Raw genomic sequence first — 21,154 nt, forward strand, 5'->3', positions numbered from 1 at the left:
AAACGCCCACCGCTCACAAGCCCATGCCTGAAACCAACCAAGATGCGGCTGCCATTGACGTGCATGATCTGAGCAAGCGCTTCGGCAGAAAGCTGGTGGTGGACCGGGTCTCGCTCAGGGTGGAGCACGGCGAAATCTATGGCTTCCTTGGCCCGAACGGGAGCGGCAAGACCACGTGCATCCGCCTGATGTGCGGCCTTCTGACCCCGGATTCCGGCAGTGGCACCTGTCTGGGCTTTGACATTCTGAGGGAAAGCGCCGCCATCAAACGCCGGGTCGGCTACATGACCCAGAAATTCTCCTTTTGGGACGACTTGAGCATCCGCCAGAATCTGCATTTTGTGGCCCGGCTCTTCGAGATGAAAGAACGCCGGGCCGCGGTGGCGGCGACCATGGAAAAGATGGGGCTTGGCAGCCGGGCCGAGCAGTTGGCCGGATCGCTGTCCGGCGGCTGGAAGCAGCGGCTCGCCCTTGCGGCCTGCATGCTGCACCAGCCGGAACTGCTGCTTCTGGACGAACCCACCGCAGGCGTTGACCCCATGGCGCGCCGGGATTTCTGGGACGAGCTGCACCGGCTGGCGGCCAGCGGCATTTCGATCCTGGTCAGCACGCACTACATGGACGGGGCCGAACGCTGCCACAAGCTGGCCTGTATTGCCTCTGGCCAACTGCTGGCCACCGGCACGGCCCAGGAGATTGTGGCCGCGCAGGGGCTGGCGACCCTGGCCGTGACCGGGTCGGGTCTGAACGCCCTGGCGGAACGTCTGAAGACGCTGCCCGCTATCGAGCAGACCGTGATGTTCGGCGCGGCCCTGCACGTAAGCGGCAGGGACGAGCACGCGCTGCTGGCCACGCTGCGGCAGACCGCCTGGCCGGGCCAGGAGATCCGGCCCGTAGAGACCGGCCTGGAAGACGCCTTCATCGCCCTGATGCGCCGGGCCACAGACAACCTTGGAGCCGCCTCATGACAGGTTTTTCGTTCACCCGCTGGTGGGGCGTGGTCATCAAGGAGTGCCTGCAGCTCAGGCGCGACCGGCTGACCTTCGCCTTTATCGTGGGTGTTCCGGTCATGCAACTGCTGCTCTTTGGCTATGCCATCAACAGCGATCCCAAACACCTGCCGACCGCCCTGATCCTGGGCGAAAACAGCGCCTTTGCCCGCAGCTTCGAAGCTGCCCTGAAGAACAGCGACTATTTCCGCGTCATCACCCGGCTTGACGAGGCCACGGCCCGGCGGGCCCTGAAGCTTGGTGAAGTGCAGTTTGTAGTCAACATTCCTGCCGGTTTCAGCCGCCGCCTTTTACGGGGCGAAAGGCCCTCGATTCTGGTCGAGGCCGACGCTGCCGATCCCACCGCCACCAGCGGCGCCCTGGGCACGCTGCAGGGGCTGGCACTTGCCGTGGCCAGGCGGGAACTCACAGGCCCGCTCGCCCCTCTGCGCGGCCAGGCCCCGGCCTTCTCCGTCATCACCCACCGGCTGTACAACCCAGAGGGCCTGACCAGGTACAACATCGTGCCGGGTCTCATCGGCGTGATTCTGACGCTCACCACCGTGATGATGACCGGTCTTGCCGTGACCCGGGAACGGGAGCACGGCACCATGGAAAACCTGCTGGCCTCGCCGCTCAGTCCGCTGGAAATCATGACCGGCAAGATTGCGCCCTATATTCTGATTGCCCACATTCAGGTGTTTATCATCCTGGCGCTGGCCAGGCTGCTCTTCCAGGTGCCCTTTCTGGGCAACCCGCTGGCGCTCTACGTGGCCTCGCTCCTCTTTATCGCGGGCAACCTCATCGTGGGCGTGGCACTGTCCTCCTTTGCGCGCAACCAGTTGCAGGCCATGCAAATGACCATGTTCTATTTTCTGCCAAACATGATGCTCTCCGGCTTCATGTTCCCCTTTGCCGGCATGCCCGGCTGGGCGCAGGCCATTGGCAGCCTGCTGCCGCTCACCCACTTCAACCGGGCGGTACGCGGCATTCTGCTGAAGGGTAACGGCTGGAGCGAACTCTGGCCGCAGATCTGGCCCGTGGCAGTCTTCTGTGTGGTGGTGATGGGCCTTTCGGCGCGGTTTTTCAAGAGAACGCTGGATTAACCGAAACGAAAATCCTTATCAGAGATAAAAAGTCCTGAAGGCACGCGGAGCCCGGCAGCCGGCGGCGCAGAACGGGGCACAGGTCCGGCCGGAATCCGGATGTCTTTCGGACAGGTCCACCGATCAGAGCGTGATGTCAGCGTATTGGGCATTGCTGGCCCGGAGCAGGTCATCCGGCGCCAGCTCGATCTGCGAGCCGGGTCGGCCGCCGCTGACCACGATGCGGGGGAGCGCCTGTGCCTTGGCGGAAATTCGGGTGACCAGGGGCTTTTTCATGCCCACTGCTGTGCAGCCGCCACGGATATAGCCGGTGACCCTGGTCAGATCCGTGATGCGCAGCATGGCCAGCGCCTTCACACCGACGCTTTTTGCGGCTTTTTTCATGTCCAGTTCCTCGGCCACCGGCAGCACGAACACATAGTGATTCCGGTCAGCCCCCTCGGTGACCAGCGTTTTGAACACCCTTTCCCGCGGCAGGCCCAGCAGATCAGCCACCTGCATGCCGTCTTTGAACTCGGCGCACTCGTATTCGTGCTGCCGGTAGGCAATCTTCAGGCGCTCCAAAAGCCGCATGGCATTGGTCTTGACTTCCTTTTTGGCCATAGCCTTTCCTCGTTTCAGGTACCGGCAAGCCGGCCGCAACGGAGAGCGGAAACGGCCGTCGCCACAGGTGCAGGCGGCACGGTGGCCGGTGTGGCCAGCGCATCCGGCCTGCAGAGAGCTACACATCCTGCTGGCCGGCTTCACTTGCCGAACCCGGCCAGTCCTTTTCCGCCTCGCCCAGGTCTTTCAGCACGAGGGTCGGCTGGTACTGTTCTTTGGCCACATCCTCTAAGGTGGCTTCCCCGCTCAAAACCAGGATGGAGTCGATGCCGGCGTTGCGGGCGAGCTGCATGTCGGTGGTGAGCCGGTCGCCCACCATGAGCATTTCCGCCTTGCGATAGCGGGCCAGCAGCGGGGCCAGCACCTGGGGATCCGGCTTGCCGAAAATGAACTGGGGTTGCCTGCCGGTGGCGCTTGCAAAGAGGGCAATGAAGCTGCCCACGTCCGGGAGCGGGCCTTCGGGTGAGGGGCAGACCAGGTCTGGATGCGTGGCCAGAAAGAGCACCTGGGGCTTTTGCAGGAGCAGCGCCGCGCGCGCGATCCTGTGGTAGCTCAGCTCGGTGTCGTAGGCCAGCACCACGGCCTGGGCGCCTGCCTCGGCAAATTCCAGTTCCGGCATGCACTCGTGCAGATAACCCTGAAACTCCGTGTTGCCGACCGGATACAGGCATCCGATTTTCCGGGCACGCAGAAAATCCACCAGCGGCCTGACCGGCGAGAGCAACCGGGAGAGCGTGGCCGGAATGCCCATGAGGTTCAGCCGCGCCACATAGCTGCGGGGCGATTTCGAGGTGTTGTTGCTCAGAAAATAAAAGTCCAGATCCTGCCAGTGCCGCCGGATGAAGGCCACCGCGCCGGCAATCGGCAGATGGCCCAGGTAGACGGTGCCGTCCATGTCCAGCACCACGCAGCGTTTTCCGCTCCAGTCCATAGTGCACCCTGTTCCGCAAAATGATGGCTTTTGGCCGCCGCTCTGGTATAGCTCAGGCGGCACCGTTTCGCCACCCATACCTTCAGGAACCTGTCCATGACCCCGCTTCGTTTTGTGATCCTGTTTCTGCCGCCGCTCTGGCTGATGGCCCACGTGCTGGGCTGGAGGGGTCTGCGCTGGCCCCTGCGCCTGCTTGCGGCCCTGGCCCTGGTGCTGGTTTCGCAGGCCCATGCCATTGACGGCTGGCTCTTTCAAAGTATTGCCGGGCCGGACATGCCGGCCTGGCTGCTCATGCCGCAGCTCTGGCTCTACACGGCCATGCTGCTGCTCTTCTGCTGCACGTTCTTTTGGGACACGCTCTGGCTGCTGCGCCGGCTCTTCAGGCAAGCGGCCGTGCAGACCAGGGCCGACTTTGCGCCCGATCGCCGCCGCATCCTGCGCCGGGGCGGGGCGCTGGCCCTCTCTCTGGGCGCTTCGGCTGTGGGTATGGCGCAGGGGCTGGCGCTGCCCAAAGTCCGGGAACTGAGCCTGGCCCTGCCCGACCTGCCGCCGGATTTGGCGGGGCTCCGCATCGCGCATCTGGCCGATCTGCACATCGGCCCCCTGACGAGCAGGGAATGGGTGCGGGAGGTGGCAGCCCTGACCATGCGGCTCCGGCCCGATCTCGTCTGCCTGAGCGGCGACCTCAGCGATGGCCGGCCGGAATATCGGGCGGCAGATGGCGGCAGCCGGGCCCGGGCCTTCTCCGAGCTGGCCGCGCTCAGGGCCGAATACGGCGTCTTCGCCTGCACCGGCAATCACGAGTATTACAGCGATTATCCGGGCTGGATGGCGCTCTACGCCCGGAGCGGCATCCGGGTTCTGCATAACGAAGCCGTGCTGCTGCCGCGGGGTGCGGCCAGGCTGGTGCTTTTGGGGCTCGACGACCGCACTGGCGGCCGTTTCGGCCATCCGGTGGCAACAGATGTGCCGGCGCTTTTGGCGGGTCTGCCAGGCCGGGCGGACAATGCCTGCCGCCTGGTCATGGCCCACCGGCCGAACACGGCCATGCTGAACGCCCAGGCCGGCGCGGATATGCAGCTTTCCGGCCATACCCACGGCGGCCAGTGCCTGGGCATGGACAGGATCGTGGCCCACTACAACCAGGGCCTGGTGCGCGGCTGGTACAGGGTTGCCGGCATGCCGCTTTACGTGTCGAACGGCGCGGGGCTGTGGTCGGGCTACCCGCTGAGGCTGGGGGTACCGGCGGAAATCGAGCTGATCACCCTGCAAAGGGGCCAGGCCACGGTGATGCCCGAGCTTTGAGCCCGTGCCGGGACAGGGCGCTTTCCTGTTTCCAGAGCGGCCATGCGGATACAGAGCGGGCCTTTGCCCGGAGCTTCAGGCGTAGCCGTAGCGCCCGCGCAGGTGGAGGAAGCAGGGGAGGCTCACTGCCAGCGAGGCCAGTTCCGCCATGGTCCAGGCGCACCACAGGCCGTCCAGCCCGAAGAGCAGGGGCATGATAACCAGGCTCAGCGTGCCGAAGACGAACATGCGGAGCAGGGCGATCAGGGCTGAAACCCTGCCGTTGTTCAAAGCGGTAAAGAGTGAGGAAGCGAAGACGTTTGCCCAGAGGAGCAGGAAGGCCGGCGCGAAGAGGCGGATCGCCCGGGTGCTCAACTGGCAGAGTGCCGGGTCGTAGCCGGTGAAGGCCCGCGCCACCGGCCCGGCGGCCCAGGCGCAGAAGAGCGCGACGAAAAGCCCTGCGCCTGCGTTCAGAACGAGGCTTTTGGCACAAAGGTTTTTCAGTTCGTCCCGCCTGCCCGCGCCGAAGTTGTAGCTGAAGAGCGGGGCAACGCCAATGGCGTAACCGGCAAAGATCGTGGAAAAGACAAAGGAGACATAGAGCAGAATCCCAAAGGCCGCGACCCCATTTTCCCCGGCCAGCCTGAGGAGCTGGTAGTTGTAGAGCACAATCAGGTAGGAAAAGGCGATATTGTTGAGGAATTCCGAGGCGCCGTTGCCACAGGCCCTCCCGAGCACCCTGGCCGAAAATCCGGGCCGGGTCAGCCGCAACAGGCTTGTGTTTTTCCGGGCGAAGTAGAGGAGCGGCAGGCCCCCGCCAATGCATTCACTGATGGCGGTGGCCAGGGCCGCGCCCGTCAGGCCCCAGCCCAGCAGGGCCACCAGCAGGGCGTCCAGCAGCATGTTCGTGCAGCCGGCCGCCACCGTGACGGCCAGCCCCAGCTTGGGTTTTTCCGCGGTGACGAAGAAGGTTTGAAACAAAAACTGGAGCATGAAAAAGGGCAGGCTCAGCAGGCAGATGCGGCCATACACGAGGCTGCCTGCCAGCAGTTCGCCTTCCGCGCCCAGAAGCCGGGCGAGCGGCCCGATGACGGCCTCGCCCGCCAGGGCCAGGAGCGCCCCGCCCCCGAGCGCCACATACACGAAGAGGGAAAAGCTCCTCTGGGCCTCCGCTGCCCTGCCTTCGCCCAGGAGCTTGCCCACGATCGCTGCCCCACCCGTGCCCAGCATGAAGCCGATGGCACCCAGCATGCCCAGAAGCGGCACGATCAGCGTCATGGCCGCGAGGGCGCTCTTGCCGGCAAAATTGGAAACAAAGTAGCCGTCCACCACGCTGTAGATGGAGGTGAAGAGCATCATGGCAATGGCGGGGCAGGTAAAGCGGAGCAGGCGCTTGTAGCTGAACTGATCGGAAAGCCGGATGGTCATGGGTCTGGAGCTGGAATGGATTGCGGGGGAAAGGCGGTTTTTCGTCTTCCCCGCTTGGAATCGGAGGCTTCCTACGTTAAGATAGACTGGTCTTTGTAACCTGCCTGCGGGTCGCGCGCAACCCGGTACGGCCTGCACAGGCACTTTTCCCGAGATCGAGGCGCCATGCTGGAAACTACGGTTGTCGTTATCGGCGGCGGGGCGACGGGTATGGGCACGTTGCGCGACCTGTGCATGCGCGGCATCCCGGCCATACTGGTGGAGCAGGGCGGGCTGGCTCACGGCACCAGTTCCCGCTTTCACGGCCTTCTGCACAGCGGCGGCCGCTATGCGGTCACTGACAATGCATCGGCCCGGGAATGCATTGAGGAAAACCGCATCCTTCGCCGCATCGGCCGTTTTTGCGTGGAGGGCAGCGAGGGCCTTTTCGCGCTCACGCCGGCAGACGATCCGGCCTGGGTGGAGCCCTGGGTCGCGGCCTGCGCCAGGGCGGGCATTGACGCGCAGGAGCTGGAAGTTGGAGAGGCGCTGCGGCTTGAACCCAGGCTGTCGCCGGAGATCCGCCGGGTGTTCCGGGTGCCCGATGCGGGCATAGACGGCTTCCGGCTGGTGGTGCACAACGCCATGTCGGCCAGACGCTACGGCGGCAGGGTGCTCACTTACCACGAACTCACGGCCATTCACCAGAACGGCGGCCGGATCAGCGGCGTGACCGTTTTGGACAAGCGCAGCGGCCAGAGCGTGGCCATTGCCTGCCAGGCCCTGGTCAACGCGGCCGGTTCCTGGGCAGGCCGGGTGGCGGAGCTGGCCGGGCTGCGGGTGCCCATTGCGCCCGATCGCGGCACGCTCATCGTCTTCAATCATCGCTTCGCCTCGCGGGTGCTGAACCGGCTGCACCGGGGCGCGGACGGCGACATCTTCGTGCCCCACGGCTCCATCACCATGCTGGGCACCACCTCCAGTCCGGCCACGGGGCCCTCCGACACCCGGGCCACTTCCGCAGAGGTGCTGCGTCTTCTGGACCTGGGCGAGGCCCTGTTCCCGGAGCTGCGGCTGTACCGCATTCTCCGTGCCTTTGCCGGTACGCGGCCGCTGATGGCTGCGGATGGCGCCACCGGCCGTCAGGCCAGCCGCAGCTTTCAGGTGCGGGATCACGGCGCCGATGGCCTCCTGGGCATGTTCTCCATCTTTGGCGGCAAACTCACCACCTACCGCCTGATGGCCGAAAAGGTCTGCGACCGGGTGGCAGCCTATCTGGAGCTGCAGGCCGCCTGCCGCACCGCGGAGGAAGCGCTGGTGCCGGAGCCGGCCAGGGGCGATCTCGAACGGGCAGCCCGCTATTTTCCGGTGCAGGGCCTGCAGTTGATGGTCGGCCGTCTGGGCGACGAGCTGCCGGCGGTCATCGAGCGGGCCGCGGCGAGGGCGCGGCACACGCTGCCCGGCCGGAACGCCGGGGCAGGCAATCCGCTGCTCTGCGAGTGCGAGATGGTGACGCTTGCGGAAATCGAATGCGTGGGTCGTGATGCCGCCACCCATTCGCTCACCGATATTCGCCTGCGCACACGCCTGGGCATGGGCACCTGTCAGGGCACGTTCTGTTCGGTGCGCAGCATCGGCGCCCTGGTGGATCAGGATGTGCCCCTGGACTTGTCGCCGGTGGACAATGTGCGCAGCTTTTTGCAGGAACGCTGGCGTGGGCTCAGGCCGGCCCTTTGGGGCACGCAGGCCCGGGAGCTGGAACTGGGACGCGCCGTGTATGGCTGTGTGCTGAATCTTGACGGAGTGGCGCATGCAAAGGGCAACTGAAGTGCTGGTCGTGGGTGCGGGCATGGCCGGGCTGTGCGCGGCGCTGGCCGCGGCGCAGGCAGGCAGCCGGGTGGAACTGCTGAGCAATGGCGTGGGCTCGCTGGCCATCAGCGGCGGCTCGGTGGATCTTCTGGGCGCAGTGGGCGGAGACCCTGTGGACCTGCCCTGGACTGCCATGGCCATGTTGCCGCCGGAGCATCCCTACCGGCTTTTGGGCCGGGAGCGGGTGGCGGAAGCACTTGCGGCCCTGCAGGCCTGCACGGCCCGGCAGGGTCTGCCCCTGCATAACGCCACCCTGGACGGCGAGCCCTGCAATACCTGGCTGCCTACCGTCATGGGCACGCTCAGGCCCAGCTATCTGGTGCCCGCGGCCCTCAATCCGGAGGCGCTGGCCGGGGCGCATCGCGTGGTGGTGGCCAGTGTCGAGGGCCTGCGCGACTGCCAGCCGGCCCTGGTCATCCGCCAGCTCAGGGAACAGCCCCGCTGGCGCGGACGGGACTTCGTGCCGGTCAAGCTGGCCTCCCCGGAATGCGACAGCGGAGAGCGCAGTCTGAATGCGCTGGATCTGGCCCGGATGCTGGATCGGCCCGAGGGCCGGAACTGGCTGGTGCAGGCGCTTCTGCCCCATGTCGGCCGTGCCGATCTGCTGCTCCTGCCGCCTGTCCTGGGCAGCCGGGCCGATGCCTCGATCTGGCGGCATGTGAGCGAAGCCCTGCACTGTCCGCTGGTCGAGATGGCCAGCATTCCGCCCGGGGTGGGCGGTCTCAGGCTTCGGGATGCCCTTTTGCGCGAGCTGGGCGGATACGAATTCGGCATGGTGGAAAATACCGAAATCCTCCGCGCTGAAAGCGATGCCGGTCATTGCCGGGCTCTGGTCGCCGGCAATGTGGACGGCGAGAGCCGCTATGAGGCCCGGGCCTTTGTGCTGGCAACCGGCGGCATTTTGAGCGGCGGCCTGCAACTGGATCCGGGCCGGGCCCGGGAAAGCGTGCTGGGCATCGACATTCCGGTGCCTGCCGAAGTCGAGGCCCTGTCCGAAGCGGATATTTTCGGCCCGCACCGCTTCTCGCGCCTGGGCGTCACGGTGAATGGACGGATGCAGCCTGTACAGCCCCAGGATGCGGCCGGCCGGCCGCTCTGGGACAATGTCTTCTTTGCCGGGCGGACTGTGGGCGGCTATGATTTCGCCCTTGAAAAAAGCGGCCACGGCGTGGCCTGTGCGACCGGCTGGCAGGCCGGACTCTGCGCGGCCCGGCTGGCGCAGGAGGCCGGCAAGACGGCTGGCGCCGTCATGAGCGGGGTGCGGATATGAGCGTGCAGATCAACCCTGACCAATGCATTGCTTGCACCACCTGTCTGGTGCAGTGCCCGGTGGCAGAGGCGACCCCGAAGTTTCCGGGCCCACGCATGATAGGCCCGGCCTACGAGCGCTTCCGCCGCATGGGGCTCGAGGAAGACCCCTCGCTGCAGTATTGCACCAACTGCAAGAACTGCGACATCTCCTGTCCGCAGGGCGTGCCGGTGGCCAATATCAATATGCTGGCCCGGCTGGCGCAGTGCGAAAAAAAGCGGCCCGGCCTGCGTGAGTGGGTGCTGGCCCATGGCGACAAGGAGGCCCGGCTCCTGAGCCTTGTGCCGGCCTGGCTGAAAAATCTGGGCATGAACAATCCCCTGACCCGTGCCGTGCTGGACCGGCTGGGCATTGCCCGTCAGGCCACGCTCCCGGCCTATGCCGCCCAGAGCTTCCGCAGGCAGGCAGCGGCGCTGAGCCAGCCCGAGCTGCCGCGTCAGGTCGTGCTGTTCTCCGGCTGTTATATGGACATCTACGACCCGGCCACCGGGCTGGATCTGGTCTGGCTGCTGAACCGGGCAGGTTTCAGGGTGATCGTGCCCAGGGGGCTGGTTTGCTGCGGTCTGCCGCTCATTGCCAACGGTTTTCAGGCCGAGGCGCGGGCCAATGCGGTCAGGAATATGGCCGAACTCGCCCGCTGGCAGCAGCAGGGCCTGCCGCTCCTCACCATCTGCCCGAGCTGCCGCCTGATGTTTCGCGCCGAACTGCCGCTGTTCTTTCCGGAGCTGGAGGCGCAGTACGGTCCTCTGCCCGTGCAGGATGCCTGCGCCTTCCTTCTGGACTGCGTGGACTCCGGCCTGCTGCAGGCGCCGGAAACCGGGGAAGCGGCGCGGAGCATCATCTATCACGCGCCCTGCCATCTGCGTGCCCAGGGTTGCGGTCTGCCGGGGCTGAGCCTGCTCCGGCGTCTGGGCTTCAAGGCGGAGAATGCCGATGCCGGCTGCTGCGGCCTCTGCGGCAGCTACGGCTTCAAGAAGGAAAAATATGCCATCAGCCAGCAGATCGGCGAGCGGCTCTTTGCCCGGGTGCGTGCCAGCGGGGCGGAATGTGCGGCCAGCGAATGCGGCACCTGCCGGCTGCAGATCACCCACGGCAGCGGTCTGCCCTGCCCACACCCCCTGAGCCTCGTCCGCCAGCGACTGTCCGGTTTGCACTAACGGGCTGTTATACATCAGGGCCTGCCAGTGGGCAGCAGGGGGGTATGCTGGCGAGAGCTTAAGATTCCTCTAACATACTTTGTGAGGGATGTTATGTCGCTCTGTGTTTCTTCCGGTTTGTACGCTCTTTTTTCTTCTTCTCCATCCTTTTTCCGGAATGGCCCGGGCACAGAGCCTGCCCTGGCCCGGCTGCCAGCCAGACCTGCGGCGGGCAGATGTCCGGGCTGGGCTCTTTTCACTCTTCTTCTGCTGACGCTGTGTTGCGCTCTGGCTTTGCCACCCATGGCGCAGGCCGGGGAGAAGCAGGCCAAAGTCAAACCGCGCGTGAAGTATTATCAGGTCGAAGATACCGGCTGGAACGTATGCCGGGACATGGTGAAGAATCTGAACAAGCTGCAACCTTCACGAGTCTCGTTTTGGTGCAAGCTGCGTTTTCATCCGGATATGCCGCAATTCAGCGAACCTGACTGGGAAGAGCTGAAGATAGAAAACAACCTGCAGATGATTTACGACCTGGAGCACGAGTGGAATAGAACATCTGATCAACACCCGTCGTTTGCGGAATGGCAGGCGCAATATATTCACGATATGCGGGCTGGCTATAGAGAGCTGCGAGGAATTTACGGCGGCAGGCCATGGCACTGCCGTTCCCCTTTCCGTCCATGCCTGCGCAGGGCAAAAGTGCGTTTTGAGCAAAATGGTCCATTGGTCACGGTAGTGTCTTATACCTATCGGTCTTTGGCTGAACAGGAAAGTTTTTGCGAGACGCTCTACACGACTTGTTCGTATGATTTTTTGCATATGGATCGTGAGCCTTACCGACGGGATTATGCCAACTGTGTGGCAGCTGTGGAAAAAAAATTTGGTTTTGTTGATGGTCTTTGGGCTCCTCTCGGCATGCCATACGGGAATCCTACCGGGTTGGTAGAAGATTCTCTTTATGTGCATGTGCCTGTAAACGAATTTAATCCGCACGAATCTTATGAGGCTATACCAAATGATGAGAATAGCAGAAGATTTCCAAGCCAATGTGACGGGCGTCAACTCTTTTTATATAAAGGCCGGGCATTTTCCATATCCAAAAACCGTACAATTTGCCGGATGAATGACCATATGTTTAAAGATATTTGTGCAATTACTGGCGAAGAAGTACTCCAACCATGACGCCGGAGGTAAATCATGGCAATTAATGAACGCATTTTGACAGATCAGCAGTATCAGGATCTTCGTTATGCCCTGATAAGAACCCGTTAAAAACTTCGTAAGGCAGAGGGGTACCCACTGCTTCTGCGTTACCTGGAATTTGAAAATCCTGGAGCATGGAACCTGAAATATAGTCTTGCAACGGGCTGATAGGTTAACGAATCAATAATTGCAGTAAAAACAAACCATTATATTCTCTGCATCCTTTTTCCGGGAGGGGCGACATGGCTGTCTGTGTGGTCGATCATCCTCTTGTGCGCCATAAGCTGGGCATCCTGCGTATGGCGTCCACTGCCACCCACGAATTCCGCCCCGTGGCCAATGAGCTGGCCCGCCTCCTGATTTATGAAGCCACCAGCGAGTCACCAGCTTGTCCGCTGCAATTACTCCCGGATGCATCAGCATTTCCACAGCCACCCATTGGGTGACACGCCGCACCACCATAACGAATAGGTTCTTTTAGGATATCTGTACGATCACAAGCGAGGCGTCAGTTCAACCATACTTTGTGAGGGATGCCATGTTTCACAGTGTTCCTTCCGGTTTGTACGCTCTTTTTTCTTCTTCTCCATCCTTTTTCCGGACTAGCCCGGGTACGGCGTCTGCCCTGCATCTGCCGGTAATCAGGCCCTCGGCGCGGGGAGTCCTCAGTCTGGTCTTTCCCTTGCTGCTGGCGCTGTGTTGCGCTCTGACTCCGCCGGCCGTGGCGCAGGCCGGGGAAAAGCAGGCGGCCCCTGCGGGGGAACAGGGCACAGAGCCAGCCCCGGTGCCCTGCTTTTACAGCAAGAGCTCGTATAAGAAATTACCGCCCAAGGCGCAGGAGGTATACGCCCAGCTCTACGAGGCAAATATGGACTTTATCAAACACGGTCTGGCCAACTACTACAACACCGAGGACAAGAGCGTGAGCAGAAGATTCGATGATGTTAAAAAATTGTACGACTTAAAAGACTGCCATGCCTTTGGGCTGAATATTGATATGCGCCCGGGGGCTTTTACCAACTGGTCGATATCAGCGCCAAAAGCAGAAGCGACATCCAGATGCTTGCATCGCTCGGCCAGTTCCCCGGCCCCAGACCTGATTACAATACAGAAATTGCCCGCAGTCATCTGTATTGTGACTATCAGGAGGAGTACAATGGCCGTATCTATGAGTACTGGTACATGATGCAGTCGGCCTGGGGGACCCGCTGCCTGTACTGCGAGTTTTTTGTGACTGTGGCCCAGTCAAGGGGGGCAGAGCGCAAAATCATCCACCGGGCCAACCGGTTTTTCAGAACCTATAAAGTAGATGAAAATTTTTCCGTTGTGTTTCCTGAAGACAAGTACATAAATCATATTCGTGGCAGCTATACACATTGCCCCTTTTGCCCGAATTGAGGGTTGGCAACAACATCCCATTTATTTTGGAGGAATCTATGAACGTGTATCTGATGAAGTTGTACAGCAGTTTCAGGATTCTGAGCCGAAAATTACGCTGCGTATTTCTTCTGCTGCTCTGCCTTGGTAGTGTGCCAGTTGCTTCTTTTGCGTCGCAGCATGGAACTGAGAATACAGCATCGGTGCAGGAAGAATTTGTGCCCTGCTTCCGCAACTACTATGATTATAAGAAAGGGATTCCTGAGATGGCTCGTGCAGCGTATGAGGATCTGTATGCGGCGAACATAGATTTTATCAAGTATGGCCTGGCCAATTATTACAACAGCGAAGACAAGAGCAATGGAAAAATAATTCGTGATGTAAAAAAATTCTATGATAAAAGAGGAAGTAAGGCATATGGTATTGAAATTGATGTGCATTTTCAGGGGGGCTGGTATCAGTTGGCCAGTGTTCATGCCAAAACAAAGATTGATAAAAAAACTTGCGGAGTTTGGTCAATTTCCAGAGTATGATCCAAATTATAATGGCGCTGTTGCTCGTAGTGAGTTGTGGTGCGACTATCAAGAGGAGTATAATGGCCGTATTTACGAATACTGGCTCATGATGCAGTCATCCATAGCAAAAGCCTGCCTGTACTGCGAATTTCTGGTAACCGAGGCTCAGTCAAAAGGAAGTGAGCGCAAAATTATCCACAGGGCCAACCAGTTTTTCAGAACATACCAGGTTGATGACAAGTTTTCTGTAATTTTCCCTGAAAACAAATACAATCTTCATATTGTCGGACGGGCATATGGCTTTTGCCCCAACTGTCCTCGGTAGTATTTTTTGTAGTTACTCACTACACGAAGGAGGAAAACATGAACAATTACCTGATCCAACTGTATTTCAGCTTCAGGATTCTGAACAGAAAATTACGCTGCGTTTTTCTTCTGCTGCTCTTCCTTGGTAGTATGCCAGTTACTTCTTTTGCGTCCCAGCATGGAACTGAGAATACAGCATCGGTGCAGGAAGAATTTGTGCCATGCTTCCGCAACTACTATGATTATAAGAAAGGGATTCCTGAGATGGCGCGTACAGCGTATGAGGAAATGTATGCGGCAAACATAGATTTTATCAAGCATGGCCTGGCCAATTATTACAACAGCGAAGACAAGAGCAATAGAAAAAGAATTCGTGATGTAGAAAAATTCTATGATAAAAGGGGAAGTGAGGCGTATGGCGTTGTTATTGATGCGCATTTTCAGGGAGTCTGGTATCAGTTGGCCAGTGTTCATGCCAAAACAAAGATTGATAAAAAAACTTGCGGAGTTTGGTCAATTTCCAGAGTATGATCCAAATTATAATGGCGCTGTTGCTCGTAGTGCGTTGTGGTGCGACTATCAAGAGGAGTATAATGGTCGCATTTACGAATACTGGCTCATGATGCAGTCATCCATAGCAAAGTCGTGCCTGTACTGCGAATTTCTGGTAACAGAGGCTCAGTCAAAAGGAGGTGAGCGCAAAATTATCCACAGGGCCAACCAGTTTTTCAGAACATACCAGGTAGATGACAAGTTTTCTGTAATTTTTCCAGATGATGCATATAGAAAGCATCGTACATCCTATGGATTTTGCCCCAACTGTCCAAAGTAGTGCCTTTTTGTTTTTATTCACAACACTAAGGAGAAAACCATGAACAATTACCTGGTCCAACCGGTTTTTCAGAACCTATAAAGTAGATGAAAATTTTTCCGTTGTGTTCCCTGAAGACAAGTACAATCTCAACATTATTGGCAGGTGGTATGGTTTCTGCCCTGAATGTCCCGACTAACAGCCCCTTGAAAAAGTCGCAGCAATGCGCATTGCGAGTCATCAACTTCGTAAGGCAGCGGAACAACTCACTGATTCTATGTTGCCTGGCATTGGCAATTCCTGTGGCATGGGGTTTGAAATATGATTTCAACGGGCTGATAGGGCGCATAAATCTCCAGGAGGCGAATCGCATCTTTGGGTCTGACCAGGCCAATTCGCACCGCTGCCGCCCTGAGTCAGTACCTGTTTGTTTTTCCACTCATGCACTCAATGTCCAGACAGTAGACATTGGTCTTGTGCAGGGCGGACTCCGCGTATCTCCGGCCCTGCTCCATAAAGTCAGGCGCATACCTGCGCACGAGATGCATCAGCCCGATCATTTTTTCCTCTCCTGAGCAGAGGCGCACAGCGCCGAAAACCATGGCGCTCCGGTAGCGCATGCCGAATGCGGCTGGCAGCGGCTCCGTTTTGCCCACTACACAGAAAGAAACCCTGTCGCAATGGGCCAGATTCGCCACCTTGTGGCCCGCCTGTGCGCTGTGCAACCAGATATGATCTTCGGCAAAGGCATAGCTCATGGGCACGCCGTAGGGCTGCCCATCCTGGCCGATGGTCGCCAGCACACCGTATTCGCCATTGCGCAAAAGCGCCCGTGTCTCCTCATCCTGCAACCGGCGCTCTTTTTTCCGCATTTCGTGCATGTTGCTCTCCAGGTTTGCCTCTCACAGCCGTCCAGCCGTCAATGGGCCGGAACCTTGCCCAGGGCCGGAATTTTTTCAAGACGGCGAAAGGGGCGATTGTTTGAATTGTCAATTTTAGAAGTGGCTAAAAATAATTGACATAACGTATTCGGTTTTTTAACATGGCCGCAAACGAGCTGCATGAAACTCGCAGGCAAGAACTTCAGAATATACGGAGGACAATCATGTATACCGAAGGTTCCGGAGCGTTCTCCGGACAGAGTCAGGCCGAATGGACGCGCCCGCAAAGTCAGGCATCGTCGTCATCGGCGTTCAGCGAACATCAGATTCGGCCAGATATCCGGCTGTTGGTGCAAAACCGGGACTGGGTCGACGAGCCCCTGCAGTTTGACTACAGAGCGGACGAATCGCCGGTGCAGTTTTTTTACTGTCTTTCCGGCAAGGCCCGCATCAGCATTGCCCGACCGGACGGCAGCGTGGTGACCGGACAGGTCGCTGCCCGCAACTATGCGGTTTCCTATGTTCCAGGCGCTGTGTCCACCTGTATTTCGAAGCGCAAGGCCAACCTGCAGGTGATTGCGCTTTTGGTGCAGCCGGAGAGTCTGCAAAAACTCATGTGCAGGGAGCAGGGCAGTTGCCAGCAGTCCTGCGCTTCCTCGTGCCGCTCCTGCGTCAGAAATCTGGTGGCAGGCGTTGTGCAGCAGGCCTTTCATCAGGAAGACATCCTCCCCCTGCCGCTGGAAATGACCTTGAAACAGATCTTCGACTGCCCGGCTCTTTCCGCCCTGGCGCCGGTCTTTCTGGAATACAAGACCATGGAGCTCCTCTACAACCAACTGAGCCTCTTCGATTCGTCAGAAGAAGAGGCGCAGAAGCAGATCACTCCGGCAGAGCTTGGGGCCGCGCAAAGGGCCTACGACATTCTCCTGCATGATCTGGCTTCGCCGCCCTCCCTGCTCAATCTGGCGAAAACCGTTGGTCTCACGCACACGCGGCTGAACCACATCTTCCGCCTGCTGCACCACGATACCGTTTTTGGCGTCCTCCGCGACAAACGGCTGGAATGCGCCCGAAAGCTCCTGGAGGACAACCGGAAGAGCGTCACCGAGGTGGCCTATGAATGCGGCTTTGCCACACCCAGCCATTTTTCACGGTCTTTTCTGGGCCGCTACGGCGTGCAGCCAAAACGCTACCAGAGCGGTTTTGCCGCGTCACAGCTTTCCTGATCTTTCCTGATTTTTCCGAGCGCCGCAGGAAGGGAAAAGGGAGAGACACGGTCCGCGCAAGCGCCGGTGTCTCTCCCTCTTTTTCATGCAACTCGCGGCATGCCAACGTTCAAGTCCGTTATTTCACGCCGGCAAAGGGCCTCATCTCCACATCACAGGTGCCGCCGACCCGCACCGATTCCTGCCTGGGCGCCGCGTTACACAGCTCGCCGCGGTTCTGCACCCGGCACCTGACCTCAATGGGACGGCCCTCGTTCACCCAACTGGGGGTTTTGCGATAGCGGCCGACACGCTCGAAGGTGCAGCCCTGCGGAATGCCATAGGGCGCACAGCGGGTCGTCTTTTTCAGGCTGATCCGGCGGGCATCCACCACAAAGCCGGGATAATTGTCCACCACCTGCGCCGTGTCGCGGTCAGCGCCACTCCGCGCCAGGAAGGATTGGAACAGATAGCCGCCAGGCACCCGCGCGCCAACCTTGATGCGCGTGTCGGCCAGCAGGACAAAATTATTGCCTTTTCTGGCCACTGCCCCGGAGAGGTACTCCACCCGATCGTACTGCGGGAAGCACTTGCCCATGGCCGGAGCGTGGTAATAGTGCTTGAGCGCCTTGAGCGCCGGGAGCGGATTGCCGGGGAAGATTTCCGCCAGATCGCTGTCGCCGCCGTAAAGGATGCGCTCGACATCGGAGACATTCTGCTCGTAGAGATTGCGATACAGCGGGTATTCGCGGCCCGCGCCACCGCTGTTTCGGAGGAAGCAGGAAGTCAGGCTCGAGGTCTGGGTCACGTATTCGTCCCAGATGTTGTACTGGGAAACCGCGCTGGCCACGCTGGTAAAATCGCCCGGACTCACGCAACCGTGGTGTTTGCTGCAGGATTCACGGGCCCGGTTTCGGATGGAAAGTGCTATGATGTTGCGCTCGCAGGTGCCGTAGGCGCTGCAACCGCGGCCCAGATGGCCTTCGAAAATCGCGGTGCGCATGGTGTAGTCGAGGTGCCGGGCCCGGTCAATGGCCTCCGGGCTCCACTGGGTTCGGGCCATGCGGCTAAAGCTGGCCCAGGCCTCTTGCAGAGCGGCACGGCGGCCCATGAGCCGGGTATTGACCGCCGCACAGGAGGCGGAATTGTGAAAGGCACGCACAATCTGGTCGGTCGTGCCCCGTGATCTGGCCGGTTCAGGCTCCGAGGCCGCAGCAGGCGGCTCGAAGACCGGCGGTTTCTTCATGTCGTAGAGGTCACGGCTGCTCAGTGCATACCGTGTGCCGGCCGGACAGTGATGATTGGCGGCCATCAGGTGCTGGCGTGCCCGGCGGGTTCCCTGAAAGCGGGCGATCGATGCCGGCGTGGCCCTGGCCGCATCCACCACGACCTTGAAGCCCACATAGGGTACGCCGTTCCGGTCGGTCAGGGCTTCGCCGCCGCTCACCACCACACAGGGAATGAGCGAGGAGCCCTGGGCCAGACTGCCGGCCGGCCGGATGGGCCCGCCCGAGTGCAGACTGGCAATCTCGTAATAGGGGATTGCGGCCGGGCCGTTGAAACGGTAGAGGGTCATGACCTGGGCCGCCGGGACCTCCGCCCGGGCGGCGGGGGCCATGGTCAGGGACAGCAGCAACGCGAGTAAAAGGACAGGAATCGGCATGGGGCAAGCGCAGGGGACAGAGGAACATGCAGGTCTTGCGGTACTGCTGGCCAGCTCCGCAAAGTCATCGCGATCATAACCGCGGCAGGCGCTTTCTGGCAAGCCCTTCCTGGGGCAGGAGCGCCCGATCCCGGCAGGGGCCGGCCTCAGGCGCCGCAGTCGGCCGGGTCGCCATGAACTTTGGCCAGGGCATGGGGCAGGGCGGGCAGCACGGCGGCCAGATTTTCTGTCACTGCCCTGCGGCTGCCTGGCAGGTTGAGGACAAGGCTCTGTCCCAGGACCCCGGCGACAGCCCGGGAAATGGCCGCATGCGGCGTTCTGGCCAGGCTGGCCGCCATCATGGCCTGGACAAAGCCGGGCAGGGGCAGATCGAGCAGTGCCGCCGTCACCTGCGGGGTGCGGTCGCGGGGCGAAAGGCCCGTGCCGCCGGTGGTGCAGATGAGGTCATAGCCCTGCCCCAAGGCCAGTTCAGGCAAAAGTGCCCGGAGCGCTGCCGGTTCGTCCGGCAAAAGAAAGCCCTGGGTATGGCAGAGCGGCAGGTGTGCGGCTGCAAGCTCCGCAATGGCCGGGCCAGCACTGTCTTCCCGTTCGCCCCGCGCGCCCTTGTCCGAAAGGGTGATCCAGGCCAGGCTGAAGCCCTCCTTGCGGGGCGCCAGATCCACAGGGCCGGCCGGCAGGTGGTCCAGCGCCTGCAAAAGGGGACAGGCCACCGCGTGCGGAGCGGCCGGCAGCCAGATGCGACCTGACACCGCGAAAAGGGCCGCGCCGTCCGGGGCCAGAAGACGCGTGCCCACAGCCAGGGGCGGCAGGGCGCAAAAGTCGGGCGATTCCAGCCGATGACCCGGACTGCCCTGCACGGCTGCAGGCAACAGCGGCAGGCAGGCATCTTGTGCGCAGGCACAGACCTGGAGACGAATGTTCATGGGTGGCTCCAAAAATTATTTCCGCGTTCCGGCCATTGAGCCGGGCACGGGCAGTTGACAAGACCGACGAAAGAGGAGGACGTATGCAGGAATCATTTTCCCATCTGGATGCCAGGGGGCGACTCAGCATGGTCGATGTGGGCGGCAAGGCCGCCACGGAACGCCGGGCCATTGCCGAAGCCGTGGTGGCGCTGGCTCCGGAGACCATGCAGCTTCTGCGTACTCAGGCCCTGCCCAAGGGCGACGTGCTGACCTGCGCCAAGGTTGCAGGCATCCTGGCGGCCAAGCGCACGGGCGAACTCATACCGCTCTGCCATCCGCTGGGCCTGAGCTTTGTGGATATCCGCTTTGCCATCACTGATGGCTGCGTGCGCATCACGGCCGAAACCCGCACCACAGGCCCCACCGGCGTGGAAATGGAGGCCATCGTGGCGGCGCAGATGGCTGCAGCCACCATCTATGACATGTGCAAGGCGGTGCAGCGGGACATTGTCATCAAAAAGGTCCGGCTTTTGCACAAGAGCGGCGGCAAGAGCGGCGTGTTCAACGTACCCGGCTTCCAGCCGCCGGAATGAAGACTTCAACCGCCGATGGCCGCCATCGGCGTGCCAGCCACGGCCTGACCCTGCGGCCGATTCCGCAGGAGTTCCGCGCCCACGGGTTTTTTCAGGCAGGCCAGGCGCAGCACCCTGGCCAACTGGGCATCATCGCAGGCCTGATGACGCAGGAGCCCGCGCAGGCGGTATTCGTGATCGTCAAAGAGGCAGGTGCGCAGGTTGCCGTTGCAGGTCAGACGCAGGCGGTTGCAGGAAGCGCAGAAATGATTGGATACCGCCGCAATAAAGCCCAGCCGGCCTCTGCCCCCCAGCACCCGGTACATGCGGGCCGGGCCGGCGTTCCGCAAAACCTGCTGTTCCGGCGCGAGCGCCACGCGCGCTGCCACTTCGCGGAAGATCTCGGCTGCGGGCCAGAAGCTTTCAGGCGACCAGTGCGTGCCTGCGCCCATGGGCATAAATTCGATGAAACGAACGTCCACCGGCAAGCTGCGGGCCGCATGGATGAAGTCATCCAACTGCCGGTCGTTGATGCCGCGCATCGCCACCGCATTGATTTTGACCCGAATGCCCGCGGCCAGCAGGGCATCCAGCGCCGACAGGACAGCGGGCAGCAGATCGTGGCCCGTAACCTGTGCAAAGGTTTGCCGATCAAAGCTGTCCAGGGACAGATTGACCGCTCCCAGCCCCAGCCGCCCGAGCAGCGGCACATGGGGCTCCAAAAGCGTGCCATTTGTGGTCAGGCGCAGGTCGAGCTGTGGAAAACGCTCTCGCAGCATGACAAGCAGATGCTCGCAGCCCCTGCGGACAAAGGGTTCACCCCCGGTCAGTCGCAGCTTGGTCACGCCGCCGGCGCTCATGAGGCCTACCAGACGCACGATTTCTTCGTAGCGCAGGATCTGCGGGTGGGGGATAAACTGTTGCCGTCCGAGGTTGCGGCAGTACAGGCAGTGCAGGTTGCAGCGGTCGGTCACGGAAAGGCGCAAATAATGCACCGGCCGGCCGTGGCCATCGATCAGGGGCTGCGGGAGCCGGCAAGCCGGCAGGGGGGCAAGCGCTGGCTTCGTCTGCATACGGCG

The 21,154-nt window shown here is 61.0% G+C and carries 19 protein-coding genes and 1 pseudogene; 13 read left to right on the forward strand and 7 right to left on the reverse strand.

The window, feature by feature from the left end; translation table 11 throughout:
• The first annotated feature begins 23 nt into the window (after nt 1-23).
• Nucleotides 24-968, forward strand: a complete 945-nt coding sequence (locus tag CAY53_RS03110; protein ID WP_104935892.1) for an ABC transporter ATP-binding protein — start codon at nt 24-26, stop codon at nt 966-968.
• On the forward strand, nt 965-2,095 hold the full coding sequence (locus CAY53_RS03115) for an ABC transporter permease (RefSeq protein ID WP_104935893.1): 1,131 nt from the start codon (nt 965-967) through the stop codon (nt 2,093-2,095). Before CAY53_RS03110 ends, CAY53_RS03115 begins: the two co-directional genes overlap by 4 nt.
• A gap of 123 nt (nt 2,096-2,218) precedes the next feature.
• Here CAY53_RS03115 and ybaK read toward each other — a convergent pair whose 3' ends face one another.
• On the reverse strand, nt 2,219-2,698 hold the full coding sequence (gene ybaK, locus CAY53_RS03120; protein WP_104935894.1) for a Cys-tRNA(Pro) deacylase: 480 nt from the start codon (nt 2,696-2,698) through the stop codon (nt 2,219-2,221).
• Between the two features lie 118 nt (nt 2,699-2,816).
• Entirely contained in the window at nt 2,817-3,629 is an 813-nt protein-coding gene (locus tag CAY53_RS03125) for an HAD-IIA family hydrolase (protein WP_104935895.1), read from the reverse strand.
• A 96-nt stretch (nt 3,630-3,725) separates the two neighbouring features.
• Here CAY53_RS03125 and CAY53_RS03130 point away from each other — a divergent pair, with 96 nt between their 5' ends.
• Nucleotides 3,726-4,934: a metallophosphoesterase gene (locus tag CAY53_RS03130; protein ID WP_104935896.1), complete on the forward strand. Its 1,209-nt coding sequence runs from the start codon at nt 3,726-3,728 to the stop codon at nt 4,932-4,934.
• Nucleotides 4,935-5,009: 75 nt separating this feature from the next.
• On the opposite strand, the gene CAY53_RS03135 is transcribed toward CAY53_RS03130, so the two are convergent.
• Complete coding sequence (locus tag CAY53_RS03135; RefSeq protein ID WP_104935897.1) at nt 5,010-6,341, reverse strand: MATE family efflux transporter; 1,332 nt, start codon at nt 6,339-6,341, stop codon at nt 5,010-5,012.
• 165 nt (nt 6,342-6,506) lie between these two features.
• Here CAY53_RS03135 and glpA point away from each other — a divergent pair, with 165 nt between their 5' ends.
• The 8 genes and pseudogenes from glpA (at nt 6,507) to CAY53_RS03180 (ending at nt 14,569) form a co-directional block, all read left to right on the forward strand.
• Nucleotides 6,507-8,147: an anaerobic glycerol-3-phosphate dehydrogenase subunit GlpA gene (glpA, locus tag CAY53_RS03140; RefSeq protein WP_104935898.1), complete on the forward strand. Its 1,641-nt coding sequence runs from the start codon at nt 6,507-6,509 to the stop codon at nt 8,145-8,147.
• Nucleotides 8,131-9,459 carry an anaerobic glycerol-3-phosphate dehydrogenase subunit GlpB gene (glpB, locus tag CAY53_RS03145; RefSeq protein WP_104935899.1) on the forward strand — a complete coding sequence of 443 codons (1,329 nt, stop codon included), beginning with the start codon at nt 8,131-8,133 and terminating at the stop codon, nt 9,457-9,459. The genes glpA and glpB overlap by 17 nt, the downstream gene beginning before the upstream one ends.
• The gene (locus CAY53_RS03150) at nt 9,456-10,655 is read left to right on the forward strand and encodes an anaerobic glycerol-3-phosphate dehydrogenase subunit C (protein ID WP_104935900.1); all 1,200 of its coding nucleotides are present in this window, start codon (nt 9,456-9,458) and stop codon (nt 10,653-10,655) included. Before glpB ends, CAY53_RS03150 begins: the two co-directional genes overlap by 4 nt.
• 93 nt (nt 10,656-10,748) lie before the next feature.
• Nucleotides 10,749-11,819 (forward strand): hypothetical protein, encoded by a 1,071-nt coding sequence (locus CAY53_RS12465; RefSeq protein WP_146106380.1) that lies wholly within the window; start codon nt 10,749-10,751, stop codon nt 11,817-11,819.
• A gap of 263 nt (nt 11,820-12,082) precedes the next feature.
• Nucleotides 12,083-12,220 (forward strand): annotated as a pseudogene (locus CAY53_RS13090) (uracil phosphoribosyltransferase); the annotation flags it as partial.
• A 158-nt stretch (nt 12,221-12,378) separates the two neighbouring features.
• On the forward strand, nt 12,379-13,026 hold the full coding sequence (locus CAY53_RS03165) for a hypothetical protein (protein ID WP_181040392.1): 648 nt from the start codon (nt 12,379-12,381) through the stop codon (nt 13,024-13,026).
• Between the two features lie 250 nt (nt 13,027-13,276).
• Entirely contained in the window at nt 13,277-13,750 is a 474-nt protein-coding gene (locus tag CAY53_RS03175; protein ID WP_104935903.1) for a hypothetical protein, read from the forward strand.
• Between the two features lie 345 nt (nt 13,751-14,095).
• Nucleotides 14,096-14,569, forward strand: a complete 474-nt coding sequence (locus CAY53_RS03180) for a hypothetical protein (RefSeq protein WP_104935904.1) — start codon at nt 14,096-14,098, stop codon at nt 14,567-14,569.
• Nucleotides 14,570-15,265: 696 nt separating this feature from the next.
• Here the strand turns inward: CAY53_RS03180 and CAY53_RS03190 are convergent.
• Nucleotides 15,266-15,730 carry a pyridoxamine 5'-phosphate oxidase family protein gene (locus tag CAY53_RS03190; RefSeq protein ID WP_104935905.1) on the reverse strand — a complete coding sequence of 155 codons (465 nt, stop codon included), beginning with the start codon at nt 15,728-15,730 and terminating at the stop codon, nt 15,266-15,268.
• Nucleotides 15,731-15,954: 224 nt separating this feature from the next.
• Here CAY53_RS03190 and CAY53_RS03195 point away from each other — a divergent pair, with 224 nt between their 5' ends.
• The gene (locus CAY53_RS03195) at nt 15,955-16,956 is read left to right on the forward strand and encodes a helix-turn-helix domain-containing protein (RefSeq protein WP_181040394.1); all 1,002 of its coding nucleotides are present in this window, start codon (nt 15,955-15,957) and stop codon (nt 16,954-16,956) included.
• A gap of 118 nt (nt 16,957-17,074) precedes the next feature.
• Here CAY53_RS03195 and CAY53_RS03200 read toward each other — a convergent pair whose 3' ends face one another.
• Together CAY53_RS03200 and CAY53_RS03205 are read right to left on the reverse strand one after the other, a co-directional pair.
• Nucleotides 17,075-18,598, reverse strand: a complete 1,524-nt coding sequence (locus tag CAY53_RS03200; protein WP_245874861.1) for a hypothetical protein — start codon at nt 18,596-18,598, stop codon at nt 17,075-17,077.
• 146 nt (nt 18,599-18,744) lie between these two features.
• Nucleotides 18,745-19,521 (reverse strand): MogA/MoaB family molybdenum cofactor biosynthesis protein, encoded by a 777-nt coding sequence (locus CAY53_RS03205; protein ID WP_104935907.1) that lies wholly within the window; start codon nt 19,519-19,521, stop codon nt 18,745-18,747.
• Between the two features lie 83 nt (nt 19,522-19,604).
• Here CAY53_RS03205 and moaC point away from each other — a divergent pair, with 83 nt between their 5' ends.
• Nucleotides 19,605-20,096: a cyclic pyranopterin monophosphate synthase MoaC gene (gene moaC / locus CAY53_RS03210; protein WP_104935908.1), complete on the forward strand. Its 492-nt coding sequence runs from the start codon at nt 19,605-19,607 to the stop codon at nt 20,094-20,096.
• Between the two features lie 5 nt (nt 20,097-20,101).
• On the opposite strand, the gene moaA is transcribed toward moaC, so the two are convergent.
• The gene (moaA, locus tag CAY53_RS03215) at nt 20,102-21,148 is read right to left on the reverse strand and encodes a GTP 3',8-cyclase MoaA (protein ID WP_104935909.1); all 1,047 of its coding nucleotides are present in this window, start codon (nt 21,146-21,148) and stop codon (nt 20,102-20,104) included.
• Nucleotides 21,149-21,154 lie beyond the last annotated feature (6 nt).

This window comes from Desulfobulbus oralis (assembly GCF_002952055.1).
Lineage (GTDB): Bacteria > Desulfobacterota > Desulfobulbia > Desulfobulbales > Desulfobulbaceae > Desulfobulbus > Desulfobulbus oralis.